12 protein-coding genes are annotated in these 14,144 nt (G+C 68.9%); 6 read left to right on the top strand and 6 right to left on the bottom strand.

The annotated features are described in order from the left end of the window. Window positions 1-108: 108 nt before the first annotated feature. Together C5B97_RS16575 and C5B97_RS16570 are read left to right on the top strand one after the other, a co-directional pair. On the top strand, window positions 109-411 hold the full coding sequence (locus C5B97_RS16575; RefSeq protein WP_104313119.1) for a DUF427 domain-containing protein: 303 nt from the start codon (window positions 109-111) through the stop codon (window positions 409-411). A gap of 242 nt (window positions 412-653) precedes the next feature. Beyond that, window positions 654-2,237 (top strand): Mur ligase family protein, encoded by a 1,584-nt coding sequence (locus C5B97_RS16570; RefSeq protein ID WP_258068350.1) that lies wholly within the window; start codon window positions 654-656, stop codon window positions 2,235-2,237. Between the two features lie 30 nt (window positions 2,238-2,267). On the opposite strand, the gene C5B97_RS16565 is transcribed toward C5B97_RS16570, so the two are convergent. Beyond that, window positions 2,268-3,509, bottom strand: coding sequence for an MFS transporter (locus tag C5B97_RS16565; protein ID WP_104313117.1), 1,242 nt, complete (start codon window positions 3,507-3,509; stop codon window positions 2,268-2,270). Beyond that, window positions 3,506-4,066, bottom strand: coding sequence for a cyclophilin-like fold protein (locus C5B97_RS16560; RefSeq protein WP_104313115.1), 561 nt, complete (start codon window positions 4,064-4,066; stop codon window positions 3,506-3,508). The genes C5B97_RS16565 and C5B97_RS16560 overlap by 4 nt, the downstream gene beginning before the upstream one ends. 140 nt (window positions 4,067-4,206) lie before the next feature. Here C5B97_RS16560 and C5B97_RS16555 point away from each other — a divergent pair, with 140 nt between their 5' ends. From C5B97_RS16555 to nagB, 4 genes are all read left to right on the top strand, one after another. Continuing rightward, entirely contained in the window at window positions 4,207-5,109 is a 903-nt protein-coding gene (locus tag C5B97_RS16555; protein WP_104313467.1) for a helix-turn-helix transcriptional regulator, read from the top strand. Between the two features lie 171 nt (window positions 5,110-5,280). Next, window positions 5,281-5,997 carry a GntR family transcriptional regulator gene (locus C5B97_RS16550; protein WP_181027056.1) on the top strand — a complete coding sequence of 239 codons (717 nt, stop codon included), beginning with the start codon at window positions 5,281-5,283 and terminating at the stop codon, window positions 5,995-5,997. Window positions 5,998-6,091: 94 nt separating this feature from the next. After that, window positions 6,092-8,017: an N-acetylglucosamine-specific PTS transporter subunit IIBC gene (nagE, locus tag C5B97_RS16545; protein WP_104313111.1), complete on the top strand. Its 1,926-nt coding sequence runs from the start codon at window positions 6,092-6,094 to the stop codon at window positions 8,015-8,017. 188 nt (window positions 8,018-8,205) lie between these two features. Further along, window positions 8,206-8,988: a glucosamine-6-phosphate deaminase gene (nagB, locus tag C5B97_RS16540; RefSeq protein WP_104313109.1), complete on the top strand. Its 783-nt coding sequence runs from the start codon at window positions 8,206-8,208 to the stop codon at window positions 8,986-8,988. Between the two features lie 278 nt (window positions 8,989-9,266). Here nagB and nagA read toward each other — a convergent pair whose 3' ends face one another. The 4 genes from nagA to C5B97_RS16520 form a co-directional block, all read right to left on the bottom strand. Next, complete coding sequence (gene nagA, locus C5B97_RS16535; RefSeq protein ID WP_104313107.1) at window positions 9,267-10,394, bottom strand: N-acetylglucosamine-6-phosphate deacetylase; 1,128 nt, start codon at window positions 10,392-10,394, stop codon at window positions 9,267-9,269. A 184-nt stretch (window positions 10,395-10,578) separates the two neighbouring features. Further along, window positions 10,579-11,313: a response regulator transcription factor gene (locus C5B97_RS16530; protein WP_104313105.1), complete on the bottom strand. Its 735-nt coding sequence runs from the start codon at window positions 11,311-11,313 to the stop codon at window positions 10,579-10,581. Continuing rightward, entirely contained in the window at window positions 11,313-12,794 is a 1,482-nt protein-coding gene (locus C5B97_RS16525) for a sensor histidine kinase (RefSeq protein ID WP_146080851.1), read from the bottom strand. Before C5B97_RS16525 ends, C5B97_RS16530 begins: the two co-directional genes overlap by 1 nt. Window positions 12,795-13,126: 332 nt before the next feature. Further along, a complete protein-coding gene (locus tag C5B97_RS16520) occupies window positions 13,127-14,023 on the bottom strand; it encodes a MurR/RpiR family transcriptional regulator (protein ID WP_104313101.1) in 897 nt (298 codons plus the stop codon). Between the last annotated feature and the right edge of the window lie 121 nt (window positions 14,024-14,144).

Below are 14,144 nucleotides of genomic sequence, written 5' to 3'. Positions count from 1 at the left end.
GACGTTCTCCCAGGTATGCGCGGCGCTCATCCACAGGCATCACCGTTCTCCCAGCCTGTGGGGCGACGCTTCCCGTCTCCCCACTCGCTACCCATCGGAGGAAGCATCATGAAGGCAACTGTCAACGGAACCGTCATCGCCGAAGCGCCCGAGTCCGAGCTCGTCGGCATCGAAGGCAACCACTACTTCCCGCCGTCGTCGCTGACGTCAGGGGCATTCACCGAGAGCGCGACGCAGTACACGTGCCCGTGGAAGGGGCACGCACAGTACTGGGACGTGGTGACGGATGGCGAGACGCACCGCGACGCCGCCTGGAGCTACCCGGAGCCGTTCGCGGGCGCGGCCGAGAAGGTCGGGCACGACTTCGCCGGCTACGTCGCCTTCGACAAGTCGCAGGTCAGCATCGGCTGACCGACTCCGAGACGGAGTCTGCCTGGGAAGTCAAGGCCGTGCGGGACGTCGGAGCCGCCGCGTAGCTTCGGGAAGGTGTCGAGCCCGAATCGCTTTTCCCCCATCCCATCGGTCACGGACGGCTGGAGATCCGCGCAGGCACGGCGCTTGGGCATCGGCCTTCTCGGCGCCGGAGCGGCGCTCCTCGCCTACCGCCGGCACGGAGGCGTGGGGTCACGCGGCAACGACAGTCGGGCACGGTGATGGTGCGGGACGACGCGGCGACGGTCCGACCGAAGCTGCTCCGACCCGCCGCGCTGGGGCGTCGCACGCTCGACGAACTGATCGAAGAGTTCGGCGGAGAGCACCTCAGCCCGGCCGAGGATGCCGACCTCGAGGCGACCGTGCCGCTGGGCGGGCTTGCCGTCGCATCCCTCGACGTCGCACCCGGCGACCTGTTCGTCGCCCTCCCCGGGCGCCACGCGCACGGGGCCCGCTTCGCGACGGACGCGGCGACGGCTGGAGCAGTTGCGGTGCTGACGGACCAGTCCGGTGCGCAGCTCGCAGCAGCCTCCGGCCTCCCCGTCGTGCTGCTCGAGCGGTTGCGGGCACAGCTCGCCGCGATCTCGTCGTGGATGTACCAGGACGAGCGCGCGCCCCCGCAGCTGTTCGGGGTCACCGGCACGAACGGCAAGACCTCCACCACCTACCTGCTGCACGCCCTGCTCGGGCAGCTCGGTGTCGTCGCCGGGCTGAGCAGCACCGCCGAGCGGCGCATCCGGGGCCGTGTCGTCGCGAGTCGCCTCACCACCCCGGAAGCACCGGAACTGCAGGCCCTCCTCGCGGCGATGCGCGAGGAGGGCGCTGAGGCGATCGCCGTCGAGGTGAGCGCCCATGGTGTGAGCCGCGCACGGGTCGACCACGTGCTGTTCGACGTCGTCGGATTCACGAACCTCAGCCACGACCACCTCGACGAGTACCCGAGCATGGACGCGTACTTCGCAGCCAAGGCCGCGCTGTTCACGCCCGCGCATACGAGGCGGGCCGTCGTCTCCGTCGATACCCCGTACGGGCAGCGCCTCGCCGCCGAGGCGCGCGTTCCGGTGACCACCATCTCCTCGCATCCAGGTGTCAACGCGGCCTGGCGGCTGCGAGTCACCGACTCGAGCGCGGAGTCCACCGGCTTCGAGCTCACGGCGCCGGACGGACAGCAGCTGCGCAGCAGAGTCTCCCTGATCGGGCGTCACATGGCGGCCAACGCGGGCCTTGCCATCGCGATGCTCGTGGAGGCCGGCTACCGCCTCGACGCGATCCGCGACGCACTCGCCGCGGACGGGCTCCAGGTCGAGGTGCCCGGGCGGGGCGTGCGCGTCTCCGGCGCGACCGGGCCGCTCGTTCTCCTCGACTTCTCGCACAACGGGGCGGCGTTCGAGCACACGCTGACCGGACTGCGCAAGGTGACGCCGGGCACTCTCACGATGGTGATGGGTGCCGACGGCGACCGCGACCCGAGCAAGCGCGAGCTGATGGGACGCATGAGCTCGCTGCACTCGGACGTGCTCATCGTCACCGACCATCATCCCCGCCACGAGGACCCGTCAGCGATTCGTGCAGCACTCCTGGCGGGAGCCGCACGCGCCGACGACCGCGCCGAGGTCCTCGAGATCCCGGACCCGGCGGCCGCGATCCGCACCGCCATCGCCAGGAGTGGACAAGGAGACACGATCCTCTGGGCCGGCCCCGGCCTCACCGACTACCGCATCATCGGAGCCGAGCGGCTGCCGTACTCACCCCGCGAAGACGCACGGCGGGCGCTCGACGATGCTGGCTGGCCGACCGTGAGCTGACGCTCGGGCATCGCCGAGACGTTTGCCCGATCACCTCGCATCTCGGATCCCGCCTGATCGAGGCGTCGACGGCAAGAAGGCCGAGCGCCGGCCCGAGAACGTCAAGATCAGGGCAACCGCGCCGAGAACGATCATCGCGCCGGGAAGCGACATCGCGCCGTACGCCCCCAGCAGTCCGGCGCCCAGTATCCCCGCTCCGAAGATCGCGAGGTTGAAGGCGACGGGGAGGAAGGAGTTCGCGACGTCGGAGTTCTCTCCACCGGCGCGAGTGAGCGCGCTCTGGAGCTGGGGCGAGGCACCTCCGAAGCTGACACCCCAGAGGGCTGCGGCGGCAAGCAACGCCGGTACCGAGGCCCGCCCCGCGAGCAGCACCACGCCCGCCGCGACGAAGGCCAGGACGCTCAGGTGCAGCAGCGCCCGCGGGTGTCGGTCGAGGAGCAGGCCCGTCACGGCCACGCCGACGAGCGAGGCGACTCCATAGACGAGCAGCATGAGGTCCGGCGTGATTCCGGTCGCTGTCTCGCGAAGATATGGAGCAACGTAGGTGTAGATGGTGCTGTGGGCGAGCATCCACACGAAGATGACCGACAGCACGATCGGCACACCACGCAGCCCGAAGACCTTCACCAATGGCAGTCCAGCGACCGCTCGCTGCCCGGGGGCGTCCGGCACCCAGAGGATGACGGCGACGGCGACGACGAAAGCAAGCACAGACAGGCCCGCGAACGACCAACGCCAGTCCGAGACGGCGCCGATCCACGCGCCGAGCGGCGTGCCGAACGCGAACCCCAGGGGTGCGCCGATCGACACGATCGCGAGAGCGGCACCGAATCTAGCGGGTGGGCTGATGCGGATCGCATACGGGGCGAGCATGCCCCAGATGACGCCAGAGAACGCCCCCGCCACGAACCGCGCCCCCAGCGAGAAGGCGATGTCGGAGGAGATCGCGGTGACCGCATTCGCGACGAGAAGCCCCGCGATGCCGACCAGGAGAAGAGGCTTGCGGCGGAATCGACGCGTCAGCGAGATGGCCGGAATGGTCACGACGACGGTGCCAAGGGCGTAGGCGCTCACGAACAATCCGATGATTCCCTCCGAGGCGCCCAGCTCGCCGGCGATCTCGGGCAGGAGGCCCGCGGGCATGGTCTCCATGGCGACGAGGATGAACCCCATGAGGGCGAGCACGACGAGCGCCATCAACCGGAGCTTGGTGGGCTCCGCGCTGTTCCGGACCGTCGGGACGTCGGAGGTCGGCGACTGCAGGGAGGTCATTCCGCGGACACCGTTCCAGTCGACGGCGCTGCGTCACGGACCGCCTCGACGCCCTCGAACGTGCCGAGGGGGATGATGCCCGGGTAGTAGCCGACCGACTCGTAATACAGGACGAGGCCCTGGTCCGGCGCGTAGTACCCGAGGGTTCCTGCTGGTGCATCGCTTCCGGAGGGCAGCCCGTCCAGCGAGAGCGCCGTCGGGAGCGTCGCGATCTTCTCCTGCCCGCCGAAGTCCTCGAAGGAGAGCTCGTGGGGCAGCTGCGCGATGAGGTCGGCAGTCGTGGCGTTCGCGTCGAGCGTTCCGCGCACCGTGGTGTCACCCATGGTGATGGTGATGTTCGTCGTCATGTTCGTCAATTCCTCCGATTCGGGGACCTGGCTCTCCGTGGGCGAAGGCTCGTGGTCCGTCACCTGGCCCGGGTCGGTCGTCACCGCCGCCGTGGTGCTGCTGCCTGGCGCTGCGGTGCTCGCGCATCCGGTGAGCAGGGCGCCCACTGCGAGCAGGACGACCGGGAACGAGAGCCGTCTCGCTGTTCCGATTGGCGCGATGGTGCTCATGTGCTCCTCTCCGAGGGACCGAGGCTCGGTTCTCTCATGCCTGCAGTCAACGCCTCGTGCGAAGAAGGAGGGAGGGGCGGGCCAAAGGGGTTCCAGCAGAGGTACCCCTAGGCTCGGGTCCGCGTCGTAGCGTGACCTTCATGGACAACCGGAGCGAAGTACGAGAATTCATCAGCTCCCGCCGCGGCAGGCTGACACCGGAACAGGCGGGCATCGACCCTGGGACGACGCGACGACGTGTCACCGGGCTTCGCCGAGACGAAGTCGCGCGCCTCGCTGGGGTGAGTGTCGAGTACTACACCCGTGTCGATCGCGGGAACCTGACCGGCGTCTCCGACAACGTGCTCGATGCCGTCGCTCGAGTGCTGCAGCTCAGCCGCGCCGAACACGATCACCTCCGCGACCTCGCGCGAACCGCGAACTTCGGGGCGCAGGTGCGCCCCGCGAAGCCGCGTGCCACCGGGTTGCGCCCCACCGCGCAGCATCTCCTGGACTCGATAACGGGAGCCGCCGCCATCATCGGCAACAACCGCATGGACATCGTGGCCGCCAACGACCTCGGTTTCGCCCTCTACTCCGAGATGTACCGGAGCAGCGCGCGTCCGGCGAACCACTCCCGGTTCATCTTCCTCGACCCGCGGGCGCACGATCTCTACCCCGACTGGGAGCGCGCGGCGAACGTCAACGTCGAGATCCTTCGCCGCGAAGCCGGCCGATCCCCGTTCGACAAGCGGCTCACCGACCTCGTCGGTGAGCTCTCCGTCCGCAGCGACGAGTTCCGCACCCGTTGGGCCGCGCATGACGTCCGCCGCCACTACTCGGGGGCGAAGCAGTTCCAGCATCCAGTGGTCGGACTCCTCGAGTTGAACTACCACGCCATGGACCTCGAAGACGACCCCGGCCACACGATGACCGTCTACACGCCACTCCCCGCAAGCCCATCTGAGGAAGGCCTGCGGCTGCTCTCCTCCTGGGCGGCCACCGAGAACATCAGTGCCATCGCCCGAGACCCCGCGGTACGCAGGAGCGCGGCACGCGCCTGATCGAGCGACATGGCTCCCGCTGCCGCCCATACATCCCAGCTGATCGTTGGGTCAGTTTCAGCCCATCCCGAGGCCGCGAACGGGCGTAAAGTGACCCACCGCGCATGCGGGGGCGGCGATCGCGAGCCGGATGACCACGCCCGGGTCCGGACGCGATGGGATACTTGCGACATGGCAAGGCTCAGTGGTTCAACAGCTCTCGAGGGTGTTCGCGCCCTCGCCGCCTCGCTCTCGCCAGGCGAGCTGCTGCCCTCGGAGCGCACGCTCGCAGCGGAGCTCGGAGTCGCGCGGATGACGGTGCGTGCAGCGATCGATGTCCTCGAGCGCGAGGGCCTCGTCCGCACGAAGCGCGGCATCGGCACGGAGAAGCTCGCCCCGCCCGTGTCCCTGCAGGTCCGGCTGCGGTCCTTCGCGAGCGCCGTCCGCGAGCACGGGATGCGCGCCGAGACCCAGGTGCTGTCGTTCGTCCGGAGCTCCGACCGCCCGGCCGAAGTGGATGAGCACCTGCAGCTCCCACGGGGCGCCGAGACCATCCACCTGCGCCGGCTGCGCCTGGGCGATGACCGCCCGCTCGCGCTCGAGGACGAGTGGCTTCCCGCGGCGCTGGTTCCCCAGCTCAACGAGGAGACGGCGAAGGGCAGCCTCTACGAGATGCTCGAGACCCTCGACCTGCTGCCGACGGAGGGTGTCGAGGTGGTGACCGCCACGCTGCCGAGCCCGGAGGAGATCGAGGTGCTCGGCATCGCCGCGAGCTACCCGGTTCTGCGCCTCACGCGAGCCGCGATTGCCCGTGGCCTGCCCATGTCGTACTCGCGTGCGACGTTCCCGGCGGATCGTTTCGAGCTCACCTTCCCCCTGCAGGAGCGCCTCACGCTGCCCTTCTCGTGAAGTAAACGGCACCACCGACGAACTCTGGTCTATACCAGGGCGGATTTTCCAAGTAGAGTCCCCCTAACTTTTCCTTTGACCACGGAGTCTCGTCATGAAATATCTCCAGAAACTCGGCAAGTCGCTCATGCTGCCGGTGGCTGTCCTGCCGGTAGCGGCCATCCTGTCCGGTATCGGGTACTGGATCCTCAACACGGCCGGTGAGAACTTCGTCCAGGCCTTCTTCACTGCAGCGGGAGGCGCGCTCCTCGACAACCTGCCCCTGCTCTTCGCGCTCGGCGTGGCAATCGGCATGGCATCGAAGCCAGACGGTACCGCCGCGCTCGCGGGACTCGTGTCCTGGCTCGTCGTCACGCGGCTCCTGAGCCCTGAGACGGTCGCAACCCTGCAGGGCGTCGCCGTCGAGGACGTGAACATCGGCTTCGGTCGCATCGAGAACGCGTTCGTCGGCATCATCTGCGGCCTCATCGGCGCCTACTGCTACGACAAGTTCAAGGACGTCCAGCTGCCGGCCGCCCTGTCGTTCTTCTCGGGCAAGCGCTCCGTCGCGATCGTCACGACCGGCGCATCCCTCGTCGTCGCGCTTGTCCTCTACTTCGTGTGGCCGGTGCTGTTCGGCGGCCTCGTCTCGTTCGGCGAGTGGATGGTCGGGCTCGGCCCGGTCGGCGCCGGTCTCTACGGCTTCTTCAACCGCCTCCTCATCCCGCTCGGCCTGCACCACGCGCTGAACGCGGTGTTCTGGTTCGACGTCGCCGGCATCAACGACCTCGGCAACTTCCTCAACGGCACGGGCACGGCGGGCGTCACCGGCCAGTACATGACGGGCTACTTCCCGATCATGATGTTCGGCCTCCCCGGTGCCGCACTCGCCATGTACCTCACGGCCAAGACCAACCGCCGCAAGGTCACCGCGGGCATCCTGCTGTCTGGAGCCTTCGCGTCGTTCTTCGTCGGCGTCACGGAGCCGCTCGAGTTCGCGTTCATGTTCCTCGCGCCGGCGCTGTACGTCGTCCACGCGATCTTCACCGGAATCTCGATGTTCATCATGGCGCTGCTGCCGGTGCGCATGGGCTTCGGCTTCTCCGGAGGCTTCATCGACCTCATGCTCGGCTGGGTCAACCCGCTGGCGCAGAACCCGTGGGCCATCTTCCTGGCGGGCGCCATCTGGTTCGTCATCTACTTCGTGTCGTTCTACTTCATCATCAAGCGCTTCGACCTGAAGACGCCGGGTCGTGAAGACGAGGAAGTCGAAGTGGATGAGACGTCGACAGGGTCGTCGAAGTTCCTGAGCCAGGCCTCCGCGATCCTCAAGGGGCTCGGCGGCAAGGACAATGTGCTCGAGCTCGACAACTGCGCCACGCGGCTCCGCATGGAGATCGCCGACGTGTCGAAGGTCGACGACGCGGCGATCCGCCGCGCGGGGGCTGCGGGCATCATGAAGCCGGGCGGGAAGTCCGTGCAGGTCATCTACGGCCTCGAGGTGCAGTTCGTGAAGGACGCGATGGAGGACCTCATCGCCGGCCGCGTCGAAGCTCCAGCTCGGGCAGTCGCCGCGCCGGTCGTCGCGGCTGATGCAGGCGCGGGCGAGGTTTCGCAGGGCGGCGTCGCCACGAAGACGGTGCTCACGCTGCGTCAGCCGGTCGCCGGCCGGGTCGTGCCGCTCTCCGAGGTTCCGGATGCGACCTTCTCCGAGGGCATCATGGGGCCAGGCGTCGCAGTCGAGCCGGCGGGCGACACCGTGTGGGCTCCTGCCGACGGCACGGTCGCTCACCTCTTCCCGACGAGCCACGCGGTCGCGATGACGCTCGGCGATGGCACCGAGGTGCTTGTCCACGTCGGCGTGGACACCGTGGAGATGAAGGGTCAGGGGTTCGAGACCCTCGTCTCGGTCGGGGATGTGGTCACCGAGGGCACCCCGCTGCTGCGGTTCGACCTCGAGGCCATCCGTGCGGCCGGGCATCCCGCCGTCACGCCGGTCATCGTGCTCGGCGGCGGCGACATCGAGCTGAAGCTGCGCTGAGGCTGACCCGTCGCCGGGGTCGAGAGGTGGGCTGCCGGGTTCGGCAGCTCACCCCTTCCGTTCTTCTGGACTAGACCACTCGGGGGATTGTCGGTAAGGTGATGCGCAACACGCCTCGCTGATCAGGCTCGCGATCCATGAGACTGGGCTGAGGAACACCGATCTTCGTCGATCCCTAGGAGCAGCGCATGGAAGTTGTCATCATGGCCGGGCCGGCAGAAGTCGGTGCTTTCGCAGGCGGACGCATCGCGGATGTCGTCGCGGGAAACCCGGAAGCAGTGCTGGGAGTCGCCACGGGCTCGAGCCCCCTGGAGACGTATCGGACGCTCGCCGCCCGCAGGGACGCGGGACTCGACTTCAGCCGGGTGACCGCCTTCGCGCTCGACGAGTACGTCGGCATCCCCCGATCGCATCCGGAGTCCTACCACGCAGTGGTCGGGCGCGAGGTCGTCGAACCGCTCGGACTGAACCCTGCACGCGTGCACGTCCCAGACGGGCTCGCCTCCGACCTCGACGCGGCCTGCGTCGACTACGAGGCCAAGATCCTCGCCGCGGGAGGCGTCGATGTGCAGCTCCTCGGCATCGGCGCCAACGGGCACATCGGCTTCAACGAGCCCACGTCCTCGCTCTCCTCGCGCACCCGCGTCAAGACGCTCGCCCCGAAGACGCGTGACGACAACGCGCGCTTCTTCGACAAGCCGGAACACGTGCCGGTGCACTGCCTCACCCAGGGACTCGGCACCATCCTCGACGCGAGAAGCGTCGTGCTCGTCGCCCAAGGCGCGTCGAAGGCGCGCGCCGTCGCAGCCATGGTCGAAGGCCCCGTCTCCTCGATGTGGCCCGGCTCCGTGCTCCAGCTGCACCGCCGCGCGACGATCGTCATCGACGAAGCCGCAGCATCCGAGCTCACCATGGCCGACTACTACCGGTACACGGTCGAGCACCGCGCCGGGGTGCAGCCGCAGGCGTAGGCGGGCCCACCTGGCCGGTGGCGCAGATCGGCTGTCGCAGGCCGATCCGCGCCACGGGCGTTCGTGGTGGGTTCTCGCGTCGCTGGTGGTTTCCGCGCCCGAGTTTGATGGGTTCCGGCGACGCTGATGGGTTTTCCGGATGCGCGTGATGGGTTTCGGTGACTGGTGATGGGTAAAAACCCATCAGAGTTAGCAAAAGCCAACACGGTGCAACGGCTGAGGCGGTTCGACGCCGGGGGTGGACGCGGCCTCAGCGGGCCGCGGCCGAGCGGTGACGCTCAGCGCACCCACTCGCCGCGCCGCATGACGCGCTGCACGCCAAGCGACGCATCCAGGACGACGAGGTCGGCAGAGTTCCCGGCGACCAGCGCACCGACTCTCTCGAGCCCGAGGGTCGCGGCGGGTGTCGCAGTCGCGGCGCGCACGACGTCGACGAGCGGCAGGCCGGCGACGCCGACGGCGTACTGCACGGCCTGGGCCATCGTGAGCGTCGACCCGGCGATGGCGCCGCCCTCCGTAAGGCGGGCGACGCCGCCCCGCACCTCGACATCGAGCGAGCCGAGCACGTAGTCGCCATCGTGCATGCACGCCGCCGACATGGCATCGGTGACGAGCATGAACTGGTGCGGCTTCGCGACCGCGGCGAGGCGGAGGGCCGCGGGATGCAGGTGCGTGCCATCCGCGATGAGCTCGATCACCGCGTCAGGGTGCTCGAGGAGCGCCGCGACCGGGCCGGGTTCGCGGTGGTGCAGCGTCCGCATCGCGTTGAACAGGTGCGTGCCGACCGTAGCGCCCTGGTCGAGTGCGTCACGGGCGACGTCGTACGTCGCATCCGTGTGCCCGATCGCCGCGACCACCCCGGCCTCGGTGAGCGTCCGGATGGCGTCGAGGCCACCTGGCAGCTCAGGCGCGAGCGTGACCATCCGCACGTGACCGCGCCCGGCCTTCAGGAGGGTGGCGATGTCCTCGCCGTTCGGCGCGATGAGATGCTGCTGCGCGTGGGCGCCCGGGTGCAGGGGGCTGAGCCACGGCCCCTCGAGGTGGATGCCCGCGAGCGTCCCCTCCTCGACGAGCGTCGCCAGGCCCGAGATCGAATCGCACATCGCCGGGACCGCGTCCGTGACGAGGCTCGCGACGAGCGAGGTCGTGCCGTGCTCGAGGTGCGTGCGTGCCGCCTTCGCGGCGGAATCCCGATCGCCGCCATCGAACGAAGCGCCGCCGCCGCCGTGCACGTGCGCGTCCACGAAGCCGGGCGCGATCGTCGCGTCCCCGAGGTCGACGACGTCGCCCCGGTCGGCCGGGGGCCGCCCCGCGGCAACGCTGAGCAGGGAGTCGCCGTTGATCTCCACCCAGCCGGGCGAGAGATGACGTTCCTGAGTGATGACGTTCGCGGCGCTGATGATCATTCTGCGGGCTCCGCTTCTCGAGATGACTCACTGGTCTGTACCAGTTGTACTTTTGTCCGTGAGGACAGCGGTGTCAAGTCGAGGTGCGTCGAAGCAGCGCCGCCGGTTCAGCCTCGCGCGACGCCCGACCGAGCCCAAGCTCTGCGCTCGGGAGGGCCGCCGCGGGCGTGCGTCAGGAAGTCGGTCAGCCCGTGACGAGGCGGTGCTCGTAGGCGAACACGACGATCTGCGCGCGGCTCGACAGCTCCAGCTTCGCGAGCACGTTGCGCACGTGCGTCTTCACGGTCGCCTCGCTCACGAACGCGGCTGCCGCGATCTCGCTGTTGCGCAGCCCCTTCGCCGCGAGGAGGAAGATCTCGCGCTCGCGGGGTGAGAGGGCAGCGATCGCGAGGTCCGGGCGTGGGGCGATCTCGGCGGGATCCGCGGTCGGGGCGGCGCCGCGGGCGATACGCCCGACCGGCATGGTCGGGGCGTCGCCAGCGTGCACGGCGCGGATCGTGTCGAGCAGCATCTCGGGCGTCGCATCCTTCGTCACGTAGGCGCTCGCGCCGTTGTGCATGGCCTGCAGCACCGCTTCATCCTGCCGGAACGTCGTCAGCATGACGATGCGCGGGCGCGGCCCGGTCTCATCGGCGTACGGCGCAGCTTCCAAGATGCGCCTCGTCGCGGCGATGCCGTTGAGGCCCGGCATGCGGATGTCCATGAGCACCACGTCGGGGCGCTCAGCAATGACCAGCTCTACGGCTTCCTCGCCATCCGCCGCGGTGCCGATCAGCTCGAGGTCCGGCTGCGACTCCACGAGCATCCGCATGCCGTAGACGAACAGCTCCTGGTCGTCGACGAGGGCGATGCGGATGCGCGGGGGCTGCTGCGACTGCGCCCCGACGGCCGTGACGGGCTGAGTGGGGGCGTCGTCCATCACGGCTTCTCCTCATCGGATGCGGTCTCAACCGTGGCCGCCGCGGCACCTGGCTCGTCCTCGGTCGTAGTGACCTTCGGCACGATGTCCTGCGTCGGGATGAACGCCGTCACCACGAACGTCTGATGGCCGCTGGTCTGGTTCACGGAAGGCTCTGCCCCGGCGGTCAGCCAACCTCCCGCGAGGCGAGCGCGCTCGCGCATCCCGGCCACGCCGAGGCCAGAACGTTCCGCGGGTTCGGCCTTGGAGTCGTCGTCGCCCACTCCCATGCTGACGATGTTCAGCGAGAGCCCCGCCCCGCGCCAGTCGAGCGAGACGGTTGCCGACGCCTCGGAACCGGCGTGCTTCATCGCGTTCGTGAGGCTCTCCTGCACGATGCGGAACACGCTCAGCTCCTGCACCTGCGACAGGCGCTTCCGTTCTCCGAGGTTGCGCAGTTCAACGATCAACCCGGTCTCTGCTGCCTGCTCGACAAGCGCGTCCAGCTCGTCCAGCTTCGGCTGCGGCGCGGACCCCTCGCCGCCGATGCCTTCCAGCAGCCCCTGCAACTCGAGCAGGGTGCTGCGGGCGTTGTCGGCGATCTTCTGCAGATCGTCGGCGGGCTCCCCGCGCGACTCGCGCAGCAGCCGCGAGCCGTCGGCCATCGAGATCGTCACGGTCAGCGAGTGGGCGAGCACGTCGTGGACCTCGCGAGCGATGCGGGAGCGCTCCTGGAGGACGAGCACCTCCGCGGAGGACGCCGAGAGCTCGCCGGCGAGGGCGGCGCGCATGGCCTGGTCGCGGCTGCGCTTGATGGCGTACTGGATGGCGACGCCGAGAACCCAGGCCGCCGCGGCCACGAGCGCGAAGATGAACGCCAGCTGCGCGGCCGTCTGAAGCATGAGCTCGGACATGGGCCCACCGACGCTCATGAACTGCATGTTGCCCTGATCGTCGGACATGACCTGGGCGACGTTGTTCCCCTCCGTCGGTCCGTCCCAACCCTCTTGATAGACGAGCTCGCCGCTCGGGGTGTAGTTGTTGACACCGGAGAGGTACCCCATCGTGCCACCGCCGAGCGGCCCAGACCAGAGGAGCCACTGGCCCGCATACACGAACAGGAACGCGATCCCGATGCCGTGCACGACGCCGGCTCCCAGCGCGATCCAGCGGGTCAGACCCACGGTGCTCAGCGCGACGAAGAACACCACGATGGGCATGCCCAAGTGGACGGGCCAGCCCGTGGAGTCCGCCATCGGGATCGCCCAGGTCAGCTGCAGGGGCGGGACGAGGAGCCCGATGCCGATCGCTACCCGGGGGAACCGCCGCGAGATGCCGATGGCGACGCCGTAGATCAGTGGCGCGGCGTAGAAGGGCAGGTAGCTGCCCCACCGGCCGACTTCGGCAAAGCACCACATCGTGACGAAGAGTGCCCCAGCCGCGGGTTCGAGGAGCCACCGCAGCGCGGTGGCGGCGGTGAGGTGATCACGCAGTCGGAGCATGCTCACCAAGCTAGGGGTGATTCCGAACCCGGATGGTCGCGAGCGCGCATCCGGTCATCGCTTTCATCCGAAGGGGTGAGCGGGCGGGCGAGCCACTCCCGACTCTTTGGCTGATGCACCGCATCCGCGCCCGTGATGTGCATTTCGGGACGTTCGCGGCCAGGCTGGTGAGGCCAGCGTCGGCACCGGCGCTCCCTCCAAGCCGAAGGTCGAGACCTCCCGATGACCGACAACCGCGCAGCGTTCGAGCACTGGGACGTGCTCCAGCCCGTGCCCGCAACGAGCGTGCACGACCACCCCATGTTCTGAGCGGCCAGAAAGCTCGGCCTGGGCTACTGCGACGAGCGCGGGTCGATGAGGATGTCGAGCTCGTTCCACAGTCGCTCGGCCGCGTCGATCCGCACCTTGGTGGCCTCCGGGTCGAGCTGGGCGAGCGTCGCGACGAGCCCCTGCTGCACGGCCATCGGCACGGTGAGCGACGGGAAGAACGACGTGCCCTCCGCCGGGATCATGATGAGGTCATCCACCGCCCCTTCGAGCTGCGGTGGCAGGTAGTCGGTGAGGGCCACGACCGTCGCACCCTGGCGGTGCGCGGCGTTGGCGGCCGCGACGATCGTGCGGTAATGCCGCCAGTAGCTGCAGACGATGAGCAGATCACCGTCGCCCATCTGGGCGACGCTGTTCGAGAGTGCGCTGTCGCGGTCGAGGAGCGCGTGCACGTGGTAGCCGGCGATCTGCAGGTTGTGGACGAGCGCCTGCCCGACCGCGGCGAAGCTGCCCATCGCGGTCACGTGCACCCGCTTCGCTGACTGCACGGCCGCCGCGACGCGGGCGATGGCCACGTCGTCGACGTCGCGCATCGTCGCGGCGAGCAGCTCGGAGTCGTTGCGGAGCGCGTTCTGGAACGGGGTGTCGGTGAGACCGTGGATCTCGGCGATATCGACCATCGAGAGCTGCGCGAGGTAGCGGGTGCGGAGCGCCTGCTGCAGGTCGGGCCACCCCTTGAAGCCGAGCTGCTGTGCGAGGCGCGTGGTCGTGGATGCGCTCACCTGGGCGGACGCGGAGATCTCCGACGCCTGCGCGTAGCTGGCCGCGTTGATGTTCGTGACGAGGTAGTTCGCGAGCTTCTGGCTGGTGGGGCCGAGATTCCGGGCCGCGAGCATCCCGCGCAGCCAGGCGTCGGGAGAGAGTCGCGTCTCGTCTGCGGTGGGCGGCTCGGCGGCGGACATGCCCTCATTTCAGCACGGATCCGGCCCGGGATGCGTGGGGCGGGGCTGAGGCGGCGGTTCTTCTGCAAGAGATTTCGCGTGGGTTACATTTCTGCAATCTGTATTGCATGATGGTGATTGC

Origin of the sequence: Pseudoclavibacter sp. RFBB5 (assembly GCF_002931555.1) — a bacterium.
In the GTDB taxonomy this organism is placed as follows: domain Bacteria; phylum Actinomycetota; class Actinomycetes; order Actinomycetales; family Microbacteriaceae; genus Pseudoclavibacter.
This window is presented reverse-complemented; position numbering and strand designations above follow the sequence as displayed.

What these genes read in the sequence shown, in the direction of transcription:
- C5B97_RS16575 (WP_104313119.1), top strand. Translation starts at nt 109, where the DNA reads ATGAAGGCAACTGTCAACGGAACCGTCATCGCCGAAGCGCCCGAGTCC.
- C5B97_RS16570 (WP_258068350.1), top strand. Translation starts at nt 654, where the DNA reads ATGGTGCGGGACGACGCGGCGACGGTCCGACCGAAGCTGCTCCGACCC.
- C5B97_RS16565 (WP_104313117.1), bottom strand. Translation starts at nt 3,509, where the DNA reads ATGACCTCCCTGCAGTCGCCGACCTCCGACGTCCCGACGGTCCGGAAC.
- C5B97_RS16560 (WP_104313115.1), bottom strand. Translation starts at nt 4,066, where the DNA reads ATGAGCACCATCGCGCCAATCGGAACAGCGAGACGGCTCTCGTTCCCG.
- C5B97_RS16555 (WP_104313467.1), top strand. Translation starts at nt 4,207, where the DNA reads ATGGACAACCGGAGCGAAGTACGAGAATTCATCAGCTCCCGCCGCGGC.
- C5B97_RS16550 (WP_181027056.1), top strand. Translation starts at nt 5,281, where the DNA reads ATGGCAAGGCTCAGTGGTTCAACAGCTCTCGAGGGTGTTCGCGCCCTC.
- nagE (WP_104313111.1), top strand. Translation starts at nt 6,092, where the DNA reads ATGAAATATCTCCAGAAACTCGGCAAGTCGCTCATGCTGCCGGTGGCT.
- nagB (WP_104313109.1), top strand. Translation starts at nt 8,206, where the DNA reads ATGGAAGTTGTCATCATGGCCGGGCCGGCAGAAGTCGGTGCTTTCGCA.
- nagA (WP_104313107.1), bottom strand. Translation starts at nt 10,394, where the DNA reads ATGATCATCAGCGCCGCGAACGTCATCACTCAGGAACGTCATCTCTCG.
- C5B97_RS16530 (WP_104313105.1), bottom strand. Translation starts at nt 11,313, where the DNA reads ATGGACGACGCCCCCACTCAGCCCGTCACGGCCGTCGGGGCGCAGTCG.
- C5B97_RS16525 (WP_146080851.1), bottom strand. Translation starts at nt 12,794, where the DNA reads ATGCTCCGACTGCGTGATCACCTCACCGCCGCCACCGCGCTGCGGTGG.
- C5B97_RS16520 (WP_104313101.1), bottom strand. Translation starts at nt 14,023, where the DNA reads ATGTCCGCCGCCGAGCCGCCCACCGCAGACGAGACGCGACTCTCTCCC.